The organism is Brevibacillus sp. Leaf182 (genome assembly GCF_001423865.2).
Classification (GTDB): domain Bacteria; phylum Bacillota; class Bacilli; order Brevibacillales; family Brevibacillaceae; genus Brevibacillus; species Brevibacillus brevis_C.
Genome location: NZ_LMPN02000037.1, coordinates 139,602 through 159,991 on the forward strand (window position 1 = coordinate 139,602; position 20,390 = coordinate 159,991).

The 20,390-nt window shown below is 44.7% G+C and carries 9 protein-coding genes; all 9 read right to left on the bottom strand.

Features of this window, described 5'->3' with window-relative positions:
* Positions 1-48: 48 nt before the first annotated feature.
* Complete coding sequence (locus tag ASG16_RS28045) at positions 49-8,451, bottom strand: type I polyketide synthase (RefSeq protein WP_056487459.1); 8,403 nt, start codon at positions 8,449-8,451, stop codon at positions 49-51.
* 97 nt (positions 8,452-8,548) lie between these two features.
* Positions 8,549-9,268, bottom strand: coding sequence for a thioesterase II family protein (locus tag ASG16_RS28050; protein WP_241970847.1), 720 nt, complete (start codon positions 9,266-9,268; stop codon positions 8,549-8,551).
* Positions 9,269-9,674: 406 nt separating this feature from the next.
* Positions 9,675-10,691 (bottom strand): glycosyltransferase, encoded by a 1,017-nt coding sequence (locus ASG16_RS28055; RefSeq protein WP_056487461.1) that lies wholly within the window; start codon positions 10,689-10,691, stop codon positions 9,675-9,677.
* A gap of 50 nt (positions 10,692-10,741) precedes the next feature.
* Positions 10,742-11,707 (bottom strand): LLM class flavin-dependent oxidoreductase, encoded by a 966-nt coding sequence (locus ASG16_RS28060; RefSeq protein ID WP_056487463.1) that lies wholly within the window; start codon positions 11,705-11,707, stop codon positions 10,742-10,744.
* 20 nt (positions 11,708-11,727) lie between these two features.
* A complete protein-coding gene (locus tag ASG16_RS28065) occupies positions 11,728-12,021 on the bottom strand; it encodes an acyl carrier protein (protein WP_056487465.1) in 294 nt (97 codons plus the stop codon).
* A gap of 43 nt (positions 12,022-12,064) precedes the next feature.
* A complete protein-coding gene (locus ASG16_RS28070) occupies positions 12,065-13,099 on the bottom strand; it encodes a hypothetical protein (RefSeq protein ID WP_241970848.1) in 1,035 nt (344 codons plus the stop codon).
* A gap of 58 nt (positions 13,100-13,157) precedes the next feature.
* Entirely contained in the window at positions 13,158-15,578 is a 2,421-nt protein-coding gene (locus ASG16_RS28075) for an excinuclease ABC subunit UvrA (RefSeq protein WP_056487471.1), read from the bottom strand.
* A gap of 25 nt (positions 15,579-15,603) precedes the next feature.
* Positions 15,604-16,047: a type II 3-dehydroquinate dehydratase gene (locus ASG16_RS28080; RefSeq protein ID WP_056487474.1), complete on the bottom strand. Its 444-nt coding sequence runs from the start codon at positions 16,045-16,047 to the stop codon at positions 15,604-15,606.
* Between the two features lie 32 nt (positions 16,048-16,079).
* Positions 16,080-20,363, bottom strand: a complete 4,284-nt coding sequence (locus ASG16_RS28085; RefSeq protein ID WP_056487477.1) for a type I polyketide synthase — start codon at positions 20,361-20,363, stop codon at positions 16,080-16,082.
* Positions 20,364-20,390: the final 27 nt, after the last annotated feature.

Here is a 20,390-nt window from a genome sequence, read left to right on the forward strand (position 1 = left end):
TCACCCGGAGCGCGAGGCGCCCCGATTTCCTGTCTCCCCGATGGCCTTTTACCGTTTTCCCCGTTGCTGGCGCAGGCTTTTTCTAAGCTCGCCCCGCTGCATGCTTTGCTGCAAATAATCATTTTTGTTCTGCTGCTTGTCTTGTAAAAACAAAGCCAACGAACGTATGGTTGGATATTTGAACAAATCAGCCATCTCAATCGTTGTTTGCAGTTCGTTCTCCAGATTGTTTTGAACTTGCATCAACATCAACGAGTGACCACCAACCTCAAAAAATCCATCGTCTACTCCGATCTGCTCTTTTCCTAATGTTTCTTGCCATATTTTTAGGAGCAGTTCTTCCATGCGATTTTGCGGTGGAGCCGTACGCGAGCTCTTTGGCATGTTGACATTCAAGGCTGGCAAAGCACTGCGGTCGATTTTATTCGGTCCGACCATGGCAAACGATTTCATTTCCATCCAATATTGCGGAACAAGGTAGCTCGGTAATAATTCCTTCACCATGCCGATGATCTCTTTCTCTGATACGTGTTCCTTCAATACGTAGTAAGAAACGATGACCGGTTCGTTGTTCGCATCCTCGGTTGATTTAACAACACTCTTTACCATACAATCCAATCCGTCGATGACACTTTCTACTTCATTCAAATCAACCCTGTAGCCTCTGATTTTCAACTGGGAATCGTTTCTGCCGTTGTATTCCAAGCAACCATCTGGCAATAATCTGCCGTAGTCTCCGCTTCGGTACAATCGACCTTTACCTGTTTGCAAATCGTATGCAAAAGCCTTCTCTGTTTCTTCTGGGCGGTTCCAGTACCCAGGAGAGAGGTACTCGCTTTGATAGTAGAGTTGCCCGGCTTCGTAAATACTCACTTCCTGGTTGTTTTCGTTAAGAATGCGCAAATTTATGCCATCGACGACATACCCGGCTGGAATTTTTGCAGGATGGACTGCCGTATCCTTGTTCATGATGAAAAACGAAATGACCATCAATTCCGAACAACCCAGGAAATTGACAAACAAGCAGTCATCCGCGTGTTTTTGTTTGTACAACTCAAAATCCGTGCCGGACACGACCTCTCCTCCTAATAAAACCATGCGAATATGAGGAAGCCGTATGCCGTCATCCAGGTTCTTCATAAAAAAGCGGAACACGGATGGAACGGAGTGGAACAATGTGATTCGTTCCTGATTTAACCAATTGGCGAATCGCGTCATACTACCGTCCAGCTTAATGTCATAGAGATGCAAAGTAGCCCCATTTAACAAGCTTCCCAATATATCCAAGATGCCGATCGCATGACTGTACGATGTCAACAATGCGATATGATCACGCTGATGGACTTTCAATACCTGGGTGAACTGCGAGAGATAGTAGTAGACGTTTTGATAGTTCTGCATGACCCCCTTCGGTCTTCCTGTCGAGCCGGAAGTATAGAGGATAAATGCAATTTCTTCACCTTTTATGCTTAAATCCAAATTCTCTTCTGAAATGTTACTGGTTCCGTCCGTCAAATTGATCGTTTGGATTTCCTGGTTAATCTTCCTTACCACTTCACCAGCCAAGATTATGTTTTCCGAATCGGTCAAAAGAATGCTCGATTGCGCATCGTCGATCATATAAGCCAACCGCTCAATTGGAGCACTTCGATCCAGCGGCACGAACGGAACCCCTGCCTTCAACGCACCCATCAAGGCAACTACCATTTCGAGTGTGTTCCCAAATAAAAGGGCAACTGGTGTTTGTACGCTTTCTGGAGAGCAGTGCTCTAAAATTTTTCGGGCAATCTGATTTACTTTTGCATTCAGCTGTCCATATTCCAAAGTATCGAAGTTATGTTTGACAGCGACATGATTCGGATAGGTGGCAACCTGCTCTTCAAACCGTTTTACAAGAGCGGCAGTAGACTCCTTGAAAGAAAAGGGCTGGTACTTGCAAAGCGGCACAACACCATTCTCCCTGTGCAAGCCCTCGCTCTGTTTCAATATTGGCAATTCGCCAATCTGCAGGTTGGGTTTTTGGATGATGCACTCAAGCAATTTGCGGTACTCGGTAAACATGTATTGGACTGTCTCCTGCTTGAACAAGTCCGTCCTGTAGTAACATTCCAGATAAATCCCTGCGGCAGTTTCGTATAAATGAATATTCAGATCCGCTTTTGTTGTTTTTACCGTGACCGGGTAGGCCGATAACTTTATGTCCTCGTAATACGTTCCTTCCCTTTCCGTCTGATTCTTCATACTCTGGTAATTGAAGATCGTATCATATAAGAATGTACGGCTTGGGTCACGCTTAAAATCTAGTTGATCCAATATCTGTTCGATTTGAAAATCCTGATTTTCCAGCGCTTCCAATAAACTCGCTTTTACTTCGTGAAGCAATTCAAGGAAGCTTTTCTCCCTCTCTGGCTTATTACGCAGAACAAGGGAGTTGACAAACATGCCTACGATCTCTTTCAGCTCATCATGGTTTCGGCCTGCTTGCGGAATTCCTACCAGGATATCCGAATCCCCACTGAGTCTCGCCAGCCATGCATAATAGGCAGCCAACATCGTCATAAACCAGGTGACCTGATTCTCCTGAGAAAACTTCTTGATTCCCTCACTCAATTGTTGATCAAGCTCCAGACTAATCCGATCACCATGGAAGCTAAGGGATGCTGGGCGAGGGAAGTCCGTCGGCAACTGCAGGACAGGCAATGCTCCCCCCAACTTATTCAACCAATAGGCCTCTTGTGCCCGATAAGCGGTTGACCGTGAAAAGTCGTGCTGCCACTCCGCGTAATCCTTATACTGGACGTTCAATGGAGGAAGCGAAACGTTCCTATACAATTCAGAAAAATCTTTCACCAATAAGCTAATGGATGTTCCATCCGAAATAATATGATGGATGTCCACTGCCAGAATACTCTTTTGTTCTCCAATTTTGATTAATCCCACTCGGAAAAGAGGCGCCCTCGCCAGATCGAACGGTTGAATAAACTTCTCGAGATCTTGCTCAACCGAAAGCTCATCGGACTCCAAGCAAATCACTTCGAAGTCAATACGGGGGTGTACAATTTGGACAATCTCACCTTCCAGTACCTGAAACGAAGTGCGTAAGCTTTCGTGCCGCTCAATCATTTTGGCAAATATCTCTTCAATTTTTCTGAGATGAATCGGCCCTTCCAGCAAAACGGCAGTCGATTCATTGTACCCCACCGTATCTGGCATCAGGCCCTGTAAGAAAAAGATGCGTCTTTGTGCAAGCGATGTCTTGTAGTGTGGTTGAACCTCGACGGGTGCTATTTGATATTGTCCGACTTGGTTATTAGTTTTGATGAATTCAGCTACGTTTTTGATCGTTTTATACTGGAATAAATCCGTCAACGTGATATTGCTATCAAACTGTTTTCTGATGTTCGTGCTAACATGTATCGCCTTGAGAGAATCTCCACCCAGCTCAAAAAAGTCATCTGCGATACCAATAGGAGCCATTCCTAAATAGTTTTCATAAATGGCACACAGCGCTTTTTCGATATCCGTTTGGGGAGGAACATACTCTACAGACAATGGTGGCCGTTTTGCCTGAATCTTTTTGCTTGCTGACTGTTCATATCCGTTCCATCCATTAGCCGTGCTGTGATGGCTTTTGCGTAAACGGGTTTCAATGTCGATCGTAGAAATGATCAGGTTGGAAACACCAGACGTCAGTATTTTTCCAAATATTTCACGCCCCTCTTCCGGCAAGATTCCGAGCGGGCTGGAATCGTCCCCGTGAGCATCAGCGTTCATCCATTTATCTAGATTAATCTGTATGCTTTGCTTCTTTCCGTCACTTATCCGGTCTGCAACAGATTCGGATATCGCGATTACGGTATAGTTGCGGATATCAATGATCATATTTCCGAACTCATCCATGATCTGAATATCGAAACTTGCCAAGTCCTCCTGCGGAAAACGGCTGTCCAAATATTTGCTGTAGCTGTATATGCAGCGCGGCATTTTGCCATAGACGGCAATTGATTCGTAGGACAAGGGAATAAACATCTTCTGTTTATTGAGAAAGCCGAGCAAAAAGCTTGTCGCTGTATCCAGCATACCGGGATGCAGATGATAATCGTCCAGATCGGCTTGATACGTTTCAGGCAACTCAATGATGGCTACCCCTTCATCTGACCCCGCCATGACTTCGCGAATATTGCGCCATCTCTTCCCGAAATTCAGATATCCTCCGTGCTTTTGATGATCCTCTTCGGTAAACAGTACATGCTTGTCTCCGCAGCTTTCCTTCAAAGCTTCCAGATCCATCGTGCTTGCAGAGTGCTGGGTAGCTTCAATTGTGCCGGTAACATGAGGAATCCACGTATGCTCGTCATGCTGAAAACGACTGTATATGATAAAGTCATAGCTTTCCTTGTTTTTAGTGAAAAGGAGCAAGACTTCTTTTTCCTCTTCCTCGCGCACGGTTATCGGCGTGTGGAAATGCACTTGTCGGAGGAGATAAGGCTTTTTCAGCATACTGTTATCAGCGGCTTCCCGAACCATTTCAAGCAATGTCGTTCCTGATAGCACTCCATGTTCATTGGTACGATGATCCTGCAAGACCCAATGACGATGCAGGCTTAGTTTTGAATAGAACAGTTCTTTGTCACCCGCCTGAAAACGGTATTCAAAGAGCGGATGATCAAGCTCTTTTCTAGGAGCGGTTGACAACCCAGACTGTACCGCCATCCCTACATTTTTCCAAACATCCCATTTCACATTGGTGATTGCCTGCTTCCCTTCCCGGTTACAATACTCGGCATACGCATCTAAAAAGGCATTGGCGGCATTATAATCAGACTGCCCGATAATCGGGGAAATCGTACTGATAGACGAGCACAGCACGAAAAAGTCCAAATTGTTTTCCCGCAGAAGTCGATTTAAGTTGATGCATCCCATTGTCTTAGACATGATGACCTGGTGCATCGTCTCCTTGCTTATCTGCTGGATAAGGCCGCTGCCCGGAAGTCCTGCCGCATGAATCACACCTTGAACGGGGCCAACTTCCTCCTGAGCACGATACAGAGTCGAGGCAAGAGCAGAGAAATCAGAAACATCCGTCTGGTAGACGTAAATTTGTGCGCCGCTTTGTTCGATCTCCTGAATCCGTTTGATCTTGGCTGAGATGGGGTCTTGCTTTCCGTGGTCTCGGAGCCATTTCCCCCACTCATCCTTCGCAGGAAAGAATGATCGCCCAAGCAGAATAATACTGGCCTTACAGTGACTGGCGATATAAGCGGCCAACTCCAATCCAATTCCACCTGTACCCCCAGAAATCAGGTAAGTGCCCCCGTCTATAAGCTTCAGGGTTGAATGGGTTTCCAAAGATGTACGCTCATAGAGAGGAAGCCATTTTGATTTTCCTCGCAAAGCAAACAGGTCCTCTTGACTTCCTTCCATTTCGCACAAAAGCGTCTCGACCATTCCAGAGGCGACTAGCTGCTCCTGGCCAGAAATATCAATCAAATGGCAGTTCCTATCAGGAAATTCCAATGGAATGCCACGGACTAAACCCAGCAATGTTGCTTTCCAAGGGTTAATCTCTTCATCGCCAAGCACGTCAAAAAGACGATTCGCAACGACAGAGAGTTGAATCGCCGTAGATCCTTTGATTTCATCTAGTGCCTGGACGAGATGCAGAAAGCCATAATAAGTTTCTTCCAGTATACGTTCGGCCTGCATCTGATCCTCTTCAATGAAATCATCCTGGAAAAGGGAAAAGTAGAGGATCGCATCCGGTTCGTTTTTGGTTTTCTGATAGTATGCTTGTAAAATATCGCTGAAGCCTCTTTTACTCGTTTCCCTTAACAGATAACCGTTATCCGCCTCAGAGACAGGAGGACACCCGCGTGCTACAAAAAACGGCTCTTTATAATGCCGTTTGCACGCTTCCAAAATCGTCGCATTCAGCTCTACATCATGGAAAATGATAGCTGCTCGCTGTTTCGTTTTCCCAGTAGGCAAACTGGAAAGAGCACCTCTTTTCCACGTCGGCACGTAATACCAATCGGATACGCCCTTTTGGACCAATGATTGTTCCTTGACCTGTTGCAGGAAGGTTTTCCCGATCTGTACCGGGTCATCATCCAAAAAGTAGCGATTCCGCTCAAAAGGATAAGTAGGTAAAGGGATGCGTCCTTTAGCACCCTTTTTATGTAAAGCTTCCCAATGGATGCTTACTCCTGAACTCCATAATTCCCCGATCCATTTCAAAACAAAGGCTTCCGAGGGCCTGTCTTCCATGCTGCTCGTACATAAAGAAATCCACTCGTGGATGGACAAATCTGTGTGATCACCAATTCCATTTTCCTTATTTCCTAGGAAAGCCACCACCATCTTCGGAGTTTGGCAGAGAGTGGAAACCCCTTTTGGTATGGAAAGCGAAGCATTCAGTACTGTACTCCAAAAAGCTCGGTCCTTCAATTGTTCTCTGGAAAGCTTTTCGCCATTTACAGGAGAAAACATGGGAATCCGAGGCTGGCGAATCTGGTTTTCCGTAATCGCTGTGATCTCATTATCCATGAATGCCGCAAACGAATGCTCGATCGCCACGGCTTCGGCTAGAGTGGCGGCTACCAAATTTCCACTCTTGAAGCCAAGTATGCCAAAGGGTTGCTCATGGTAAGTAAACATTACTTTTGCAAAAGCATAAGCAAAAAGAAAATGAATCGCTTGAAGTTGCAGACTCCCTTTTTCACCTGGATCGAACAATTGGCGTAAATCGACCTTACTGTTCGAACCTATTTTGCTGAGGCATTGCGTGACTTCCTCTCGAAACAGCCGATGCTTTTGGTATAACGAGAGGGCCAATTGAACGCTTTGTAGATCTCCGGAAATTTCCGGAATGAGGTAGAGGATAGATTTTTCCCCTTTTTCCGGTGTTCTGACCCAAAGATTTTTCCTATCTAACTGATGGAAAAGCTCCTGGAAGCTTTCGGCTATCAAATAAAAACGATTTGACAAAGCCATTCTCCCTACCTGAAGCGTATAAGCCGCATCGCGCAGGTCAATATCAGGCTGTTGTTTCAAGTGATTTTTGAAGCGGTTGATCTGCTGCTGCAAAGCGGTTTCTGTTTTGGCAGAAAAGACAAACAATTGAGGTTCATCCGTAGCCGCTTGCTTTTCAAGCATTGGCGCTTCCTCAAGGATTACATGTGCATTTGTTCCGCCAATTCCAAAGGAGCTGACTGCTGCTCGTCGTGGCTGATCTGTCGTATGCCAATCCTTCAAAGAGTGATTAACAAAAAAAGGAGTATTCTCAAACTCTATTTTGGGATTCGGGTTCAAAACGTGAAGAGACGGCGGAATTTGCCTGTTTGCCAACGAAAGAATCGTTTTGATCAAGCCTGCAATACCAGCCGCTTCATTCAGATGCCCAATACTTGATTTAACCGAACCGATGGCGCAGTATGCTCTTTTATTCGTTTGATACGCCCTTTTGAGAGCTTCCACTTCGATGGCATCACCGATTTTGGTCCCTGTCCCGTGGGCTTCCAGCATCGTGATTGATTCCGCATCTACCTCCGCCATATGGAGAGCTGCCTCGATGACTTCTTTTTGTCCCTGAATACTAGGCGCGGAAAAACCCGCTTTCCGATGCCCGTCGTTATTGATCGCCGATCCTTTTATAATGGCATAAATATGGTCCTGGTCTTTTATCGCGTCCTGCAATGTTTTCAAGACGACGACTCCTGCTCCGTCACTAACGAGCGTTCCTGTCGAAGAGACATCAAACGCGCGACAATGACCATCGGGCGAGTAAATGAGATCATCGGAATAGTAATAGCCTTTTTTGGACGGAAGGGAAATGTGTACGCCGCCCGCAATCGCTATGCTGCATTCGCCGTTTAATAATGCCTGGCTGGCGAGATGAACCGCAACCAATGACGTTGAGCATGCGCTTAGTACGGAGACGCTTGGACCCTTCAACTTTAATTTGTAGGAAATGGACGTACATAAATACTCGCGAAAGCTTAAATTGAAAGTGGGGTTCTCATCAACCAGCAACTGTCTCAGCAGCCAATTCACATTTTCGGTACTTCCTGCGTACAAACCGATTTGTCCCTTGTACGTTTCAGGATTATAGCCCGCATTTTCCAAGGCGTTCATTACCACTTCGTGAAAAACTCTAATTTGCGGGTCCAGTACGGTTGCTTCACGGGGAGTATAATCAAAGAAGGTAGAATCAAAATAGTCTATCCCTTCCAGATACCCTTTTGCTTTCACATAATTCGGATCGTTGCATAGAGCTGGATCGATTCCGGATTGAATCATTTCCTCATCCGAAAAGAAAGATACCCCTTCGACTCCATTCTTGAGATTGTCCCAAAATTGGTGGACATCCTCGGCTTTTGGAAATTTACAATCCATGCCAATGACAGCAATCTCTAAGCCTGTATACGTCTGATCGTCATATTTATACCCCATGATAAACTCCCATTTCCCTTTTCAAATTTGTATACAGCAGAAAAAAGCTAACTCTCGACCAATTATTGGCAAGGGTTAGCTACTTACAGCGCACGTCTTATGCAGTTAGCGTTTTATTAATAATATCGATAACCTTTTCTTCTTCCTCATTGATAAAGAAGTGTCCACCCTGGAGAGTTACGATCGTACATGATTGGCTCGTATATTTTCTCCACTGGTTAATATCATCCAATGTTACGAGGTTATCATCATCTCCCGTCAGGACAGTCATATCGATATCCCACGTTTCTTGATCTGCCACCAAAAAATACTCTTCTACATTTTTATAATCACCCCTCAGGACAGGAGTGAAAATTTCCATAAGCTCTTTGTTCTCTGCTACTTCTTTGGGGGTACCGCCAAGCTGTATGATTTCCTGGATGAATTCTTCATCCGGCAAATGATGGATCTTTTTTTTGTCCCGAATATGTGGAGGATGCATGCCAGATAAAAATAGATGCCGCGGCTTTCTCCAGCCATTTTTTCGGATTTGTTTCATAAGCTCACAGATATAAAGAGACCCCATACTGTGCCCAAACAACGAATACTCGCTGTCTCCAATCTGCTCCATTATGTAGGAGGAAACGTCTTTTACACCGTCGGCCAAGGATGGGTAACACGGTTCTTTAAAACGCCTTCCTCTCCCCGCCAACTCTACCGGAAGCAGCTCAATTCTTGGGTCCAGCTCTCGTCTCCACTTACTAAAAACAGTGGCCGAACCACCTGCATAGGGCAAGCAAAATAACTTCATGTAATCAGAGCTGTTATTGTTTTCCACAGCGTTTTCCCCTTTATTCAAACCACTCGTAGTAATAAAACGTCTTGAAGGGCATAGCTTCGCCATCTCGTGTATCGAAGGCGTATACACTACTCCATGTCGTATGACCCCTGACTTATTCTAATGTGCCTAAGCTTCAATAAAATGCATCAGGTTGTTATAAAAGAGGATAAAAAATCCTTCCCATGCATTCATTTCCTTCTGGCAGGAAAGGTTTCATGACAAACAAATTTTAGAAAGATGACTTTTTCCGAATAAAATTATCTTTCTAAAATCTCCGTGCATCTTATCTATCTCAAAATAACAAAATTTCTTTTATCTGGAAAGCTTACAAATATACTACCCCACGCTTTCACCCTTGTCAATGCAATTGACGGACTGTTTCTATTTCTCACACAATACAACTTCATTGAAATGGGGATGAAGGATGTGAGTACGAATGTGCATACGAATCACGTACATTAATTAATGAAAGAATCTGATTCCAAGCTTCTACTATACTCTTTTCTTCTTTATCGAGTGAGTAGTTCTTTTGAATATAGTTGCTAGCTTTGATTGACTTTTCCATAAAAATATCGTTGGATTTATTAAACTGCTCGATAGCCCGTTCGACTACAAGTGCGAACTGTAAAACATCCCCATTCGATATGGTGTAACTAAAATCTGGTTGAAAATACTCTCTACCAGCCAAGCCATTGTACCCAATCACGATACAACCACACGCCATCGCTTCAGCCGCGGGCAAGTAAAATCCTTCTTGCGTTCCGAAGCTTAAGAAAATGGATGCTTCTCTGAGGATTCTCGCTACTTCTTTATGAGGCTTTTCGTAAATAGGGGTAAGTTCCCACCCTTTTAAAGCATCTCTGATTTTCAGCATATAGATAATCTGACGAATGTCGTGAGGGTTTTTAGTGCACATAAAAGCAATTTGTTTCTTTTTCGCAGCTTTATCAAAATAAAACATGGTTGAATCAATGCCGTGTTTGATTCGATAGATGTTTTTGTCAGGAAAACAATGTTTTAAGTAGCTTCTATCATTTTCAGAAACAACCAATACGGCTTTTACTTCTTCTTTGTGATAATAGGATGATAGTTTATTTCTTAATAAAACGGCTGGAAGCGGAAGATTATTGAACGTGTGGTAACAACCTTGATTAAAAATCACTTTATTTCTGACTTGAAATTTTTGTGGTACGAATGGAACGCTGAACTCGGGGAATACCACGATGTCATTTTCACTTATATCTTCTTTGTGATAGCAGATAGGCGTATCGTTCCTAAACCATGAGCAACGAAATCCCTCTTCTTCATGGTATATATACGAGGGAATCCCGTTTTTATTTAAAACGTTCACATGTTGATAGCCTTGCTTTATACCGCCTATCTCTCTATCAATTGAAGAGCACCAAATATAAATCGCCATGTCTTTCTGGCTCCTTTACCATGTTCCCGTTTCTATTGCCGTTTTGTAGGCTAGGTCATCCCGACCATCTCTGCTCGATTTAATACCTCTTTCACGTGCTGCAAATCTTCAACCGAACGAATGCAACTAAAAATGATATGTTTAATCCCGAGGTCCTTGTACCTCCGAAAATAACTTGCTACCTCATCGTAGGAGCCAACCAATAATGGCCCGCGAAAAGCCTTGCCTTGTTCGGTAGGAAAATAAATACGCTCTTCTTCTTCTGTATAAAATCCTGCCGCTCTTCCCTGCTTCTTCACAATCTGCATAAATCGCATGGGGACTTCCTCTTTTGCCACTTCGATGGCTTCCTGAGACGTTGGGCGTGCGATAATGCCAAGTCGACAACATAATTCCACATGCGAGTCATAAAGAATGTCAAAGCTTTTGACAAGCTGAGAGATGGGACTTGCTAATTGAATCGCTACATCAACCGACTGTAGGGCAGCTTTTTGAAATAAGGAGGAGGCCCCTGGCATAAAAATAATCGGTCTCAAATCCTCATCCACTTGCGCAAAGACTTGCAACTCATTGTACGTATAGTATTTGCCTCTGTATGTTAAAGGGTCATTTGACTGAAGTAATGACCGCAATATTTCTATGTATTCCACTAAGCGATCGAAGCGTTCCTCGGCCGGTACAGTATCATTGACTTGGCTAAGCTCGGATGGCGATTGACCAGGTATTAAATTTAGCGCTACTTTGCGCCCGTACAAGTGGACTAGTGAATGTATCATTTTGGCAGCGGTGAACGGAGGAATTGTATTTGGCTGCAATGCGATGATCGGCAGATGATTGTTTGTAGCTTGTAAGGTGCCAGTGGCAACGATCCATGGATCAAGCGTAGTATGCTGATAAAAAAGCAGGGACCCTGCAAACCCATTTTCCTCTAATAATTTTGCGGATTCGTGAATGAGGTGGAGTTGATTCTTGTCATTATAATGAAGCCACATCGGTAAATCTGCATAAAACTTCATATACATTCCCACCTTCCAAATTAAATAGACTCCTGCTTTACTTTCCCCTCTATATACATAATCAATTCTTGGATGGTTTGAAAAAGTTCGACATTCAGCATGTCATCTTCAAACTGAAATCCAAATTCATTTTCAACCGCAACCACCAGTCGAATAAATCCAAGCGAGTTAATTCCGACATCTTGTAAGCGGATTTCCTGGGACGAGAAATCAATCCCGCTTTGTTGCAAGTTATCCGGACTAATTTGAAGCTCTTGCATCTGTTTCATGTAGATGCTCACCAATTTTTCTTCGATTTCGTTTTTGGTTATCATACAAGTATCCTCCTTTATATAAAGATTGAAGAAACACGAAGGTTTAAAGCAACTTCGGTTCGTGTCTGCGCAACAACGTCAAAAGCTTTTCCATCACCATTGCTTCCTGAGCGGCTATTTCATCAAGGTATCTCATGATTTTATGAAGGGTTTCTTCTTCCTGCTGCATATAAAATTTCAGCATAAGATTGCGCGTATTTCGCGCTTTACGCTCTATTTCTGAATAACCCTCATAAATCTGATGAGACGAATTCAGGTAGCTAGTGTTTTCCTGCATATATTTGATGCGGGATACCATCAATCTTTTGTGCTCCCACAAGGTGTGAACGTGACGAACATCAAAATGAGTCTTTCCCTCGAGCAGGTGCTGGCAATAGTCTTGCAGGCACTGATATGTTTCCAAGCCGTAGGCACAATGGTTCCAAGGCTTGGAAACCATGCGAAATCGTGTTGAGGTATTTTTTGAATACAGATACTCTTCTAGCGTTTCCTGAACCAATGTCAAATCAAAATCATACTCTCCCGATTCCTTGTATTTATACAAATAAATGCGATTGCAAACCGCCTGGTGATCAATCTGGTCTATGCTGTCGTAAGCCAGTTCAAAGTTTCGGAAGGACACACTCGTCGAAGCAAACGTCTCCTTATCCGTAAAGCCAAGCAACTGAAAGGTATTCTCCTGAAGATCGACCCCATGTATGAGTACATCGTGAGAGAGATTACTTTTTTGATAGACTTTACGCTCTGGGATGTAATACTCATCCACATTGAGATAAACATAGTAGCCGTCCAAAAGACAATCGCGAACAAAATCTACGATATTCCTTTGGACGATGCTCATCGTACCTCTCTCAAAATGTTCAACGTGAAGCCAAGGATTCAACTTGTAGTCATGGATGTAAAAAGTAAACGGGACAGGTGGGTTCGGGCGCTTGTCGAAGCAGACCTGGATGAAATTGCTGTATAACCAAGGCAGGCTTCTTTCGTCCTTTAATACAATACACAGAGGAAAGGCAAAAAATTGATAGCCGAAAATGGGCGGTTGCACAACTGGCAGCATTACACTCTCCACAAGCATCTCCTCTTTTCGTATCGAATTAGGATCAAATCAAACCTACACGAATAAACTCTTCCTTCTATTCCAAAAAAGGACCGATCATGGAGCAAGTTAGCTGTTTGATCTCCTCAGGCGATCCTTTCGCGATCACCTCTCCCCCTTTGTTTCCTGCACCGGGGCCAAGCTCTATCAGATAGTCGCAATAAGCAAGCACGTAAGGATCGTGCTCAATGAGCAAGACTGAATGCCCGTTCTCTACCAATTTGCCCAGAAGTACCAGTAACTTTTCGGTGTCATAATAGCTGAGTCCAACAGTCGGTTCATCCAAAATGTACAGGTAGCTTCCCTTGCTGCCTTTTCCCAACTCTCTGGCCAATTTTAATCGCTGTGCTTCTCCCCCGCTTAACGTAGTGAGGCTCTGCCCAATGAGGATATATCCCATACCCAGCTCTTCAATCGTGCCTAGCATCTTGCTAATTTTAACGTGATCGCGGAAAAATTCGTGCGCTTCAGAGATAGACATCTCTAATATGTCGGAAATCGTGCGTTCTTTGTACCGTACCTTCATCACTTCAGGCTTGAATCTTTTCCCTTGGCAAGCTGGACATTGGTCGCTAAACACAAGTTGACCCAGCCATCTTTTTATGTAGCCGTGACCATTGCAAACTGTGCATGAGCCTGTCGAGTTAAATGAAAAAGAGCTGCGCGTGAACTGAAGGGCGATTGCCTCCTCTTGTGTGGAAAAAATATGACGAATATGATCCCACACGCCTAAGAACGTTGCTACACAAGAATTCTCATGACGTCGTGCCAGCTTTTGTGTGACCACAATGCATCCATCAATATTTTCGGCGCCTTCCAATTTGGCATCAGCATGCGTATGGACGAAATCGGTTTCGTGCTCCGCTTCATCTTCCATTACTGTCTTTTGTTTGGTCGCTTTTGCTTTCAAGGAGGCCTGAAGTTTGGGAATGAGCGTATCAATTACCAAGGAGCTTTTGCCACTACCTGATAAGCCACTGACACCTACGATGGCATGCAACGGAATAGAGACGTCGATGTTTTTCAGATTATTCGTGCGCGCATTCTTGATCGACAATGTAGAGGCGGGCGTATCCACACGGCTAGTATATTCTTTACGAGGATGCTTTTTCTCGCGCAAATACTGAGCCGTTATCGAATTAGTCGAATCAAGAAAGTCGGAGTAGTTTCCTTGATAAACAATCGATCCGCCTAGTTGTCCGGCCAAAGGACCAAAGTCGATAATGTAGTCGGCATGCTTGATCACGCTTTCGTCATGCTCAACGACAATAACCGTATTTCCCTGTTGCTTTAATCGATGAAAGCTTTCGATAATCTTTTCTTTTTCCTTTTCGTGCAAGCCAGCGGTCGGCTCATCAAAAATATAGATGATTGAATCGACCTTTGCTGATAAATGAGACATAATGTGCAGTCTCTGGGTCTCCCCTCCGCTCAGTGTCGGGATTTCTCGGTACAGGTTCAAATAGGACAAGCCTACTGTCTCGAGACAATTCAGTTTACGGAGGATCTCATTGATCAAATGGGTAATAAAGGGGGTATGTGGCCTCGCTGCCAGATAATGCTGGAAAAATGTCGTCAACTCCCCAACATTCATTTGGCAAAGCTGGCCGATATGCTTGTTATCGATGGTGATCGAGAGTGCTTGCTTTCCTAACCGAAACCCCGCGCACCGGGTGCACGGTCGTGTTGTCTGGAGGTCTGCTATTTGCTGCGTGTTGATCTTTTTCAACTTTTCCTCAATGACTACACTGACCCCATAAAAGATCAGGTGACCCTTGCTTTGCGTCCGCTTTGGTCGATAATGCAAGAACGTTTCCTTGGCTTCACGCGATAATTCTATAAAAAGAGTATCCGGGCTTAACCCAAAGTGTTTCGTGAAATTTTCCAGCCTTTTGGAAACGTACTCCTTTTCCTCTTTTTTTGGTTGGGGAAATTGGTAGGCGAACTGATGCCAGCGTTCAATCGTTTCATTGGCAGGCGGCAAAATTTTTTCGATGTTTACCTCCGAAACGTATCCTCTCCCCCCGCATGTTGGGCAGGAACCATGGGGGGAGTTAAACATAAAGATGCCTGGTACATATTCACTTGGTTTTTGCGGATCGGCGACTTCGCCTGCTCGTTGTCCCTCTTGGGCATAAATGATAGCCAGCAAGTTAAGAATACGCGTGACTGAGCCTACAACCGATCGCGGATTCAGATTGCTCACGGTCCTCTGTTGCACGGCAATCGTCGGACTTAGCCCTTGAATCATGTCAAACGAATCATAGTGCAGGACATCATGCGCAATACCCAGCGCCTCCAAATAAATTCGCTGCCCTTCATGATGCAAGGTGTCGAAAATAAAACTTGATTTTCCCGAGCCGCTAACTCCTGTGACTACGATGAACTGATGTTTGGGAATCGTTGTTGTAATGTTTTTTAAGTTGTGAAGCTTAGCGTTGTAGACTTCAATTTGCACCAGTTCCCCATTCCTTCCTGCTGTCCTATGTTTGTTTTTCCTGTACGTACTGACTGATGCCTCGCAAGCCCAACTCATAAACGTTGGCTTTCAAGCCGATCACATGTCCGATGGCGTTTTCGAAAAAAATCGATTCCGCATGCCAACCGCCTCTTTCAAAAATGTTGGACATATGCACCTCGATATAGGGAATACCGATGGAGGTCAAAGCATCCAGTATGGAGTATCCGGTTTTAGAATAGCCCGCTGGATTCAAGACCACGCCATCAAGGTCGTGTAGGTGCTGCTGAATAAAGTCTGTAATTTCACCTTCATGGTTGGATTGAAAAAAGAGGACATCGACTTGCAATTCGGCAGCCAACTCACGTAGCCTGTCTTCGATTTGCTTCCACGTGACTGCCCCATAAAATTGGGTTTCCCGCATCCCGATCAGATTCATATTCGGTCCATTTACAATGGCAATCTTCATATCGTTGATCAGTCTCCCGCCAGGCATGTGCCCTAATAAAATTGATTTTTTGACGGTATCCACAAATCTTGCATCGCATCAGCTTTTGGGATGGTAACTACCAGACGCTTTACCTCCTGCAGGAGTTGCGTGATAACATCGTGGGCAAATTGGTTACTGTCGTATTCCGCTCGTATCGTTAAGCGTTCCTCTCCCGGGTTAACAAAAATACGCAGCGGAAGATGAAGCTGACCGACACTGTCACCCTGCAAATGCTTTTGCTCCCCAAGTTCGGAAGCCTGGTTCGTCTGAAAAGGAGATTGGGTATAAACCAAGCTTCGTGTATTGATCACCGTCTGTAAAAAATCAAGCGGAATCTGCGACCAATAGGTGATTTGCTGCAAAGTAATGTGCTCGTAACGTCTGATTTTCACCAGCTTTTTTTGCAATGCCACAAACCACTCTCTGATGTGGTCTGCCTCGTCGTAGATCAACCGGACTGGCAAGCTATTTGTAAACAATCCGACCATTTTGTCCATTTGATCGATTTCCGGTACTCTTCCCGATGTAATCATTCCGATCATCACATCATGCTTTTCCAACAGCCGCGCTTGCGCCAAACCCCAAGCTCCTAGGACTACCGTATTTATCGTTATTTGGTTTTTTCTGGTAAATTCTCTTACAGTATAGACCTCGTCCTGTGCAAGATCAACACTTTTCACAGCACTGACAAAGGTACTCTGACTGCTCGTGGGAGCTTGCACAAGTTGATCCTGATAACGGAACTGTTGTAGCTCCTCTGTCCAAAATTGTTTGGCTTCATGATCATCTTTTGTTTTTTGCCATTTGACATATTCCAGGAACGGAGTCGCGGGCCTATCTGGTTGGCTGATAAGAGATTCGCCTAGATGATAGTTTCCCCATACTTCTTGCAGAATGATATTCATGCTCCATCCATCAAAAAGCGAATTTTGGTAGGACCATACAAATTGATAGGCGGCCTTGCCGTATTGGATGAGATGAAAACGCATTTGCGGGACCGCATCCACGCTAAAGCTCTTTTGTCGTTCCATCGCAATGAATTCCGTCAAAGCAAGCTTTTGGTCCTCCTCGGAAAGCTCCGTCCAATCCAGCACGTCTATCGATACGTCTACATGCCTTTTGACAAATTGAACTGGATGCGAAATCCTTCTCCATATAAAACCTGTTCGCAACAAAGAATGACGGTTGATTACTTTTTGCCATGCCATCTCGAAAAGATCAAGACGAAGCTCTTCTGCGATCGGAAAGGACAGCAAATTGACGGTGCCTTGTCGTGCATGAATAATATTGTGGTTTAAGACCAATAGTTGCATGAAGGAAAGCGGATAGACGCTTTCAACTTCTGTCGCCTCTACTACGTTCATCAAAATTTCCTGATCAGCTTTGTCCACATAGTAATACTGAATGCCCGGGACTTCTGTCGGCATCACTTGCGGGGACGAAGGGTTATCGTGTTCCATGCGAATCTGTTTCGCCAATTCCTCCATGGTCGGATAATCAAAGAGCAATTCAGAGGAAATCTCAATTTGAAGTTCTTTGACACGGGAAGCAAATTGGATGGCTGTCACCGAATCACCACCCAGATCAAAAAAGTCATCTTGGATGCCTATCGGACTTTTCCCTAGTAGCTCCTCCAAAATTTTGCACAACACAGAGGTAATGTCTTCATACTTTTGTTCGCGCGGCTGCTGCTCTTTTCGATAATCAGTTGCGGGTGGTGCCAATTTCACGAGTGAAGGGTCAGGAGAAAAGCTAGCCAATAGGTTTTCCAGTTGTTGCATTTGGAAAGTATTCAGCGTATAACTGGCATCGTCATGCTGGTCGAATTGGTCCCCTTGTTTTATCAAGAGCGTGGATGGGGGACGGTGCTTTTCCTGATGAAGCGTATCCACATGGGAATCGAAGGCGCTGTCAATCCAATAGTATTGTTTCTCAAAGGAGTAGGTTGGCAAAGAGAGCCGTCTTGGGTGCTGTGACGTATGTAAATTTTTCCAGTTGACGTTTGTTTTATACAGCCACAGCCGCCCTAATGAGTTAAGCATCGTTTTATAGGCGCTTTCGCTATCTTTTTCAGCAAGAAAGGAATGCAGTAACGGCTCTGATTGGAAGTGTTCATGCTCCGCCAGCCATTCACAGCGTTTTTTCCCTGGACCAATTTCTAGAAAGACAGGCTTTCTCACTTTGGCTAACGTGGGCAAACCTGCGGACAATTGATCAGGGAAGTTGATCAGCTCTCGCCAATATTCGAGAGATGTCGCTTGTTCCTCGGTTATCCACGTGTTGCTTCTATTCGACAGAAACGGGATGGTCGGTTTGCGTAGGACCATGCCTTCGTGAATATCCCCTCGGAAAAATAGCAGCTTCAAAGCTTCTTCCCAAGCAAAGACGTTTGCGAGACACGCACTGACGTATTCTCCTAGCCAATCCCCTGCCATTGCTTTTGGTGCCACTCCCCAATGCCGCCATAATTGCGCTAATGCGTATTCAAGAAGGAATAGCGCAATTGTTCCATGGAGTGGATCATGCAGAATCATTTCCGCTTGATCCCGATCATGATGATCCGGGTACATCTTCTTTTTTATATCCAGATGAAACAGTCGCTCGACCAGTCGAAAGCCTCGATCCATCGTTTCCCGAAAGAATGGGATCAGTTGATACAAGTCACGAGCCATATTTACATACTCGGTCCCTTGAGCGGAAAATACGAAGACAACCGATTTTTCTTCCTGTTCTTCTTCCTTCTTCGTTAGAACTAGCGGAAGCTCAATCGTATTGGGCCTCTGCACGTGATGATTGCAAAGCACAATCCCGCGAAACTCGAAGTGCTCTCTGCCTGCTTGAAGTGTATAAGCTACTTGAGATACGTCCGCTTCCGGATTTTCTTTGAGATAAGCCAAAATATTCTCGTAGTTTCGCTGTCTGGCTTGACTCGTTTTCCCCGAAATCGTAAGTAAATTCCACTCTTTCTTCTCTTCTTGGGACCGAGTCTCAGGAGCTTCTTCGACAATCACATGAGCATTTGTCCCTCCGATCCCAAAAGAACTGACACCTGCCACTCTTTTCCTGATAACTGCGTTCCATTTCACCGGGCTCTTATTCAACTGAAATGGACTTCTTTCCAATTCGAGCTGCGGATTAGGATTTTGAAGATGAAGCAATGGCGGGATCGTCTCGTGTTTGATAGCGAGAACTGCCTTGATTAAGCCTGCGATGCCGGAAGCCGTGTTCAAATGTCCAATATTCGCTTTGACAGACCCTATATAGCATGGATCGTCCAGGTCTCGATCTTTGAAAACTTCCTTGAGTGCAGCAATCTCTACCCGATCCCCCAACTTCGTCCCCGTGCCATGCGCTTCCACATAACCGATATCGTGGGGCGTCACGCCCGCAACTTCCATCGCTTCGGAAATCACTTGAATTTGCCCTTCAAATCCAGGAGCGGTAAATCCCACTTTACCTGCCCCGTCATTGTTAATCGCTGATCCGCTAATGACTGCGTAGATATGATCCTTGTCTTGAATCGCTTCTTCCAGCCTTTTGAGCACAATCACACCAACGCCATCACCGAATACCGTTCCTTCTGCTTTTTCATCGAAACAGCGGCAGTGTCCATCCGGAGACTCGATGCCTCCCTGCTTGTACAGGTAGCCATGCTTGCTCAGAAACTGAATGGATACGCCTCCTGCCAAAGCCATATCGCACTCCCCGTTCAGCAAGCTTTGGCAGGCCAAGTGCACACTTACCAACGAAGAAGAGCAAGCCGTCTGAATGGAAAGACTGGGTCCCGTCAAATTCAATTTGTAAGAGACCCGTGTAGTCAAGAAATCCTTATCATTTGCCACTTCGATTTGTCGATGGTCTAAAATGCGGAGCAAGTCGGTACGACTCACTACATGGGTCAAATATTTATTGGCCCCGATCCCAGCGAAAACGCCAACCGCTCCATCGAATTGTGATAGGCTATGCCCAGCATCTTCCATAGCATTCCATGCGTATTCCAGGAACAAGCGTTGCTGAGGATCAATAATTTCGGTTTCTCTCGGCGTATATTGGAAAAAGGTTGCGTCAAACCATTCAATATCTTGTAATCGGCCACTAGCTCGTACATAATCTGGCCTATCGATCAGAGCCGCGTCTACTCCCGACTCCAGCAATTCCTCTTTTGTGAAAAATTGAATCCCTTCCACGCCGTCGATCAAGTTGTTCCAGTATTGCTGAATATTTTCCGCTCGTGGAAATTTTCCGGCCATTCCGATGATGGCAATTTTCGAACTCAGAACATGATCATTTTCCATTCCGATTTTCCTTTCACAAAAGATGAT